3 protein-coding genes are annotated in these 6746 nt (G+C 68.7%); 2 read left to right on the forward strand and 1 reads right to left on the reverse strand.

The window, feature by feature from the left end; all coding sequences use genetic code 11:
* The first annotated feature begins 49 nt into the window (after window positions 1-49).
* On the forward strand, window positions 50-865 hold the full coding sequence (locus tag ACWDU4_RS19035) for a hypothetical protein (protein WP_450115481.1): 816 nt from the start codon (window positions 50-52) through the stop codon (window positions 863-865).
* A 96-nt stretch (window positions 866-961) separates the two neighbouring features.
* Complete coding sequence (locus ACWDU4_RS19040) at window positions 962-1303, forward strand: hypothetical protein (protein ID WP_450115472.1); 342 nt, start codon at window positions 962-964, stop codon at window positions 1301-1303.
* A gap of 181 nt (window positions 1304-1484) precedes the next feature.
* On the opposite strand, the gene ACWDU4_RS19045 is transcribed toward ACWDU4_RS19040, so the two are convergent.
* On the reverse strand, window positions 1485-6734 hold the full coding sequence (locus ACWDU4_RS19045; protein WP_450115473.1) for an amino acid adenylation domain-containing protein: 5250 nt from the start codon (window positions 6732-6734) through the stop codon (window positions 1485-1487).
* Window positions 6735-6746: the final 12 nt, after the last annotated feature.

Raw genomic sequence — 6746 nt, forward strand, 5'->3', positions numbered from 1 at the left:
TCTACCGTCTGGCACTGTGACAGCAGGCGCCGCCCCGTACTCCTTCAAGATGACGCCCACCCCCGAGGTGGACCTCGACTTCCCGCGCGAATGGATCGAGTTCCTCGACCCGGCGAACCCCGAACACGTGATCGTCGCCGACCTGACCTGGCTGCTTTCCCGCTGGACGTGCGTGTTCGGCACCCCCGCATGCCAGGGCACCGTCGAGGGCCGCCCCGACGACGGCTGCTGCTCGCACGGCGCGTTCCTGTCCGACGAGGAGGACCGCGAGAAACTCGACCGCTGCGTGAGCATGCTCACTCCCGCGGACTGGCAGTTCATGGACAAGGGACTCGGCAAGAAGGGATATGTCGAGGAGGACGACCTCGACGACGAGCCCGCGGTCCGGACGCGGCGGTACAAGGGTGCATGCATCTTCCTGAACCGGCCGGGATTCGACGGCGGCATCGGATGCGCGTTCCACCTGATGGCGATGCGCAACGGCATCGAGCCGTTGGAGGTCAAGCCGGACGTGTGCTGGCAGCTGCCGATTCGCCGCACCCAGGAGTGGGTGGACCGTCCCGACGGCGAGCAGGTCCTCAAGACCACGATCACCGAATACGACCGCCGTGGTTGGGGCGAGGGCGGCGCGGACCTGCACTGGTACTGCTCGGGGTCGCCGGATGCCCACGTCGGGACCAAGCCCGTGTGGCAGTCCTACGGCCCGGAGCTGACGGAACTGCTCGGTGCCCCCGCCTACGAGGAGCTGGTCAAGCACTGCCGTCGGCGCGCCGGCCTGGGCCTGATCGCCGTTCATCCGGCCACCACGGCCGCACGTGCGACCAAGGCGGCCGCCCGATCGACGCTCCAGTCCTCCGTGGACTGAGCCGTCGAGCACCGAACCGGAACGTAACGGTCGGTCTGCGTCCGCGATTATCCGTCACAAGGGTGCTTCATCCCGCCCCGACGGAGGAGGATGCTCATGCTCACTCGAATCCTGACCGCGGCCGCGGTGGTCGCGGGCACCGCGCTGTCGGCGGCGACGGGCGCGGCGGCGGCGCCGGCCGACGACCCGTACGGCTTCAACTCGGTTCGCGACCGAACCGACTACTTCGTCGCCCCACTCGATCCGGGCGCATTGTTCGGCGCCAACACCTACAAGCCGCTCATCCTGAGCCCGTACGGAGCCACGCACAAGATCGAGTGTCGAGGCGACGGCCACTACGTCCAGATCCACGAGTGCAGGCAGTACGACGCGAACGGCGTCCCGCACGAACTCCGCCTTCTCGCCAACCCGATCCGCCCGCTCTACCTGTACATCTGAGTCCGGAATGGGTTCCCGCCCGGCGGCGGCCCGGCTTCGGGATCGTCCCCACGCGGGTCGCCTCTGAAAGCGGGTGGCAGCCCGGATGGGCGGCCACGTCGCGCGCTCGGCGCCCTGACCCGGTCGACTGACGCGATCGGGTCGGGCGACCGACCCACCTACATCCTCACTGTCGGAATCCTCACTGTCGGACCATGCCGTCGACGGCGGCGGCGTCCAGGTTCTGCCGACGCGCCGACAGATGCTCGCGTGTGACCGGACCGACCGTCTCGAGCGCATCGGGCGACGTCATCTGCCAGTGTGTGCTGTCGACCGCGCGGTTCTCGATCTCGCCCAGAACGTACGGACGCCACGTCTGCGCGCCCCGGGTGCCCGTCGAGTCGTCGCGTGCCGCGGTGAAGTAGAGCACGTCACCCTCGTACACCCCCGGCCGATGACGGTCCATGAGCTCGGAGTTGTGCCGTGCGCTCGCGAGCATCCGCTCGACGCGCTCCTCGGTGAGCGCCGACAGCGGGCCACCGAGCAGCGGAAGCACCTGCGCGATGGCGCTCGTGTCGATTCCGTCGAGAGACTCCGTTCCGGCGAAGTCGAACTGATCGCCCACTGTGTCGGGATCCATCCCCAGGCCGGCGAGCAGATCCTCGGCGATCGTCGACGCTCCTGCCGTTGCCGGTGCGCCGTCCGCCGCCTCTGCAAGTTCGGCGAAGCTGTCCAGCATGACGAGGCTGGACACACCCTCGCCTGCCTGCTGCAACCGCACCGCCATCGCGTGCGCGATCGCGCCACCGAGCGACCACCCGAGCAGGTGGTACGGACCGTGCGGCTGGATCCGCCGAATCTCGCTCACGTATCGCTCGGCGAGTTCGTCGATCGAGGCCGGCAGCGGGCCGTCCTCGGCGATCGTCGGCGACTGGAGACCGAGGACCGGCCGATCGGTACCGAGGTGCTGCGCGAGACCGGTGTAGCACCAGGAGAGACCGACGATCGGGTGGACACAGAACAGCGGCGCCTCGGTCCCCGCGGCGCGGATCGGGTACACCACCTGCAGTGCCGCGTCCGCGTCACTGGCGTCGTTGTCGATCCGGTCCGCGATGGACGCGGGCGTCGGGTCGGTCATCAGCCACTGCAACGGCACGTCCCGTCCGGTTTCCTCCCGGAGCCTGCTGGCGACCCGGACCGCGGAAAGCGAGTTGCCGCCGAGGTCGAAGAAGTTGTCGTCGACCCCGACTCGTTCCACGCCGAGAACCTCCGCGAAGACGTCTGCGACAAGGGCCTCCGATTCCGTTGTGGGGGCACGGAACTCACGTGCCACCAGGACAGGCTCGGGAAGGGCACGTCGGTCGATCTTGCCCGCAGGTGTCATCGGAATCGCATCAAGCACCGTCACCGAGGCCGGCACCAACGACCGCGGCAGATGCCGACCCGCCTCCGCGAGCACCTCGGCCACATCCACCGTCGCACCCGCGACCGGCACGACGTACCCGACGAGTAGGTCACCCGCCGACCCGGCACGATGCACCGTCGCCGCCGCCACCGACACATCCGCATTCCGCGACAGCGCCGCCTCGACCTCACCCAGCTCGACACGCAGGCCGCGCAGCTTCACCTGGGCATCCGCACGACCCACGTAGTCCAACAGGCCGTCGGCATCGAGCCGCACCAGATCACCTGTCCGGTACATCCGGGAACCACTGTCCCCGAACGGGTTCGCGACGAACCGATCAGCCGTCAGGGCACTGCGCCGGTGGTAGCCACGCGCCAGCGACGGACCCGCCACGTACAGTTCACCCACCACTCCCAGCGGAACCGGATGCAGGCGGCTGTCGAGAACCATCACCTCCACGCCCTGGATCGGCGGACCGATCGTGATCCGGTCACCCACCGACAGCGGCTGCGTCAAGGTGACGATGATCGTCGTCTCCGTCGGGCCGTAGCCGTTGAGGAAACGGCGACCCGGCGCGAACTGCTCCACCAACGCGGGCGGGCAGACGTCACCACCGACGCCGACCATCTCCAGATCCGGCAACCGTGCCGCATCCACCGTGCCCAACGCCGCAGGCGCCGTCATCACGTGCGTGACCCGCTCCCGCGCCATCAGGTCGGTCAGCTCGTCGCCGCCGATCACCGATGGCGGCGCCACCACCATCGTCGCGCCCGCGTTGAACGACTGGATCATCTCGCTCAGCGACGCGTCGAAGCTCGCCGACGACAACCGCAGCACCCGGGACGACGCCGTCACCCCGATCTCCGGACGCGCCTGCGCGGCGAACGACGACAACCCGGAATGGGTGACCACGACACCCTTCGGCATACCCGTCGAACCCGACGTGTAGATCACGTAGGCCGCATGATCCGGACGCAACGGACTCAGACGATCCGCATCCGTCACCGTCGCCGACGACTGATCACCCTCATCCGCCATGTCGACGGTCAGCCACTCCACACCGGCGGGCATCGCGGCCAACCCGGCCTCGTCCGTGAACCCGAGCGCGACCTCCGAATCGGCGATCATGTGCGCGATCCGGTCCTCCGGGTAGGACGGATCGACGGGCACGTACACCGCACCCGCCTTCGCCACTGCCCACAACGCCACGAGAGACTCCACCGACCGCGGCAGGACGACAGCGACCGCACGCTCCGGACCCGCACCACGACCGATCAACGCACGCGCCAACCGATTCGACCGCGCATCCAACTCCGCGTACGACAGCTCACCGCCCTCGAACACCACCGCGACGTCACCGGCGTCGACCCCGGCAGTCAGCAGGTCCGGCAACAGCGCCGACGGCAACGCCGGCACCCGCAACGGCACCGCGGCGTGCTCGTCGACACCGAGCATCTCGACATCACCGACGGGCATCTGCGGTGCGGTGAGGACGGAGTCGAGGATCCGGACGAACCGCTCCGCGACCCTCTCCGCGGTGCCGCGATCGAACAGGTCGGTCGCGTAGGTGATCGCCGCGGGGAGCGAGCCGTCGGCGTCGGCTGTCTCCGACACCGACAGCCCCAGGTCGAACTTGGCGACGACCGCATCGGATTCGAGCGGCGTCAGCGTCAGCCCCGGCAGTTCCACCGGGCCCGAGGCGAAGTTCTCGAACGCCAGCATCACCTGGAACAGCGGCGTGAACGAGGTCGATCGCGGCGGCGCCATCACCTCGACCAGCCGTTCGAACGGCAGGTCCGCGTTCGAGAAGGCTGCCAGGTCACCATCCCGGACGCCGGCGAGGAGGTCCTGGAAGGAACCGGCCGGATCGACGTCGGTTCGCAGGACCAGGGTGCCGACGAACATGCCGACGAGGTCGTCGAGGGCCTGCTCACCGCGTCCGGCGACGGGCGTGCCCACCACGACGTCCCGGCCTGCCGAGAGCCGGCTGAGCAGCAGCGCCAACGCGGCGTGCACGACCATGAACACCGTCACGCCCTGCTCCGCGGCGTAGTCCCGGAGCCGGGTCGTGACGTCCGCGTCGAGCGTGAAGGCCACGCGGTCGCCGTGGCCGGAACGAACCGCCGGTCGCGGCCGGTCGGTGGGCAGGTCGATCACGTCGGGGATCCCACGCAGGGTGGTGCGCCAGAATTCGATCTGCTTCGCGGCCAGCGACTGCGGGTCGTCCTCCGATCCAAGTACCTCGCGCTGCCACAGCGTGAAGTCGGCGTACTGCACCTGCAGCGGCGTCCACGCCGGGGCGAGTCCGTTCCGCCTCGACTCGTAGGCGACGACGATGTCCCGTGCCAACGGTTGCGACGAGAAACCGTCGGCGGAGATGTGGTGGACCGACAGGACCAGGACGTGTTCGTCGGCCGCGACGCGCAGCAGACGGCCACGAATCGGGATCGCCGCCGTGACGTCGAACCCGGCACCCACCACCGACAGCGCCTCGGCGGCAACCGCCTCCGCCGCCACGGAGACGGGTTCGAGGTCGAGATCCACCTGATCGACCGGCAGCACCACCTGATGCGGGCCGTCCGCCGAATCCGGGAACACCGTCCGCAGCGACTCGTGCCGCGCCAGCACGTCCCGCACCGCGGCCTGCAGCGCCGCGACGTCCAGGTCGCCGCTCATACGGACCGCGAGCGGAATGTTGTAGGCGGCCGACGCCGTGTCGAATCGGTTCAGGAGCCACATTCGAGACTGGGCGAGGGACAACGGGATCCGCGTCGGGCGCTCCCCCGCGACGAGCGGGGGCAGTGACGCCGACCGGGGCGCGAGCTCGGCGCGAAGCGCCAGCCCGGCCACCGTCGGCGCCTCGAACAGTTCGCGCACCCCGACCGTCACTCCCAGTGCCGCATTCACGCGTGCGATCACTCGGGTCGCGACCAGCGAGTTGCCACCGAGCGCGAAGAAGTCGTCGTCGGCGCCGACCCGCTCCACACCGAGCAACTCGGCGTACACGTCGGCCACCGCAGTTTCGAACGGTGTTCTGGGCGCGACGTATTCGACAGCGCCGCCGAATGCGTCGGGTGCGGGCAGGGCGCGCCGATCGAGCTTTCCGTTGGGACTCAGAGGGAAGTCGTCGAGGACGACGATCGATGCAGGCACCATGTACGAGGGCAGGAGTCGCGCCGCGGACGCCTTGATGTCCCGGACACTGGGCGCCTTACCCGGCTCGAGAACGACGTACGCGACCAGCTGGCCACCAGCGACGGATTCGGTCACAACCGCGACGGCGCGGTCGATGTCCGGGTTCGACTGCAGTGCCGACTCGATCTCGCCGAGCTCGATCCGCAGCCCCCGCAACTTCACCTGGAAATCGGTACGCCCGATGTACTCGAGAGATCCCTCCCGATTCCACCGCACCAGATCACCGGTCCGGTACATCCGATCACCGGACTCACCGAACGGATTGGCCACGAAACGATCCGACGTCAGATCGAACCGCCCACCATAACCACGCCCGACACCGACACCACCGACGTACAGCTCACCCTCCACACCAACCGGAACGGTGTTCAACCGACCATCGAGGACGAACAGGTCGAGGTTCGGCACCGGACGACCGATCGGCACACCCGCCACGTCCGCAACCGTCGCCGCCTGGAAGGACACCACATCCGACGCCTCGGTCGGCCCGTAGCTGTTGACCACCCGCACACCGGATTCCATCAACGCCGCGAGCGCGCCGACGTTGATCGGCTCACCACCCAGGAACACCACATCCAGCCCGGCGAGCGCGCCATCGACGTCCCCGTCGACGACCGCACCGAAGGCACTCGGCGACATGTTCGCCACCCGCACACCGCCACCCGCGACGATCGCCAGGATCTCCTCAGGATCGAAACCGTCCGAGGCGAGATGAATCGACCGGCCACCCGCCAACGCCGCCCACACATTCTTCTGCGTGAGGTCGAAACTCGGCGACGACGCGATCAACAACCCACCCTCGGCGGGCAGCTCACCCTCGTACCACGCCACCGTGTTCTCGATACCCGCCATCGGAACCAGCGT

The sequence above is a fragment of the Rhodococcus sp. NPDC003348 genome, assembly GCF_053589375.1.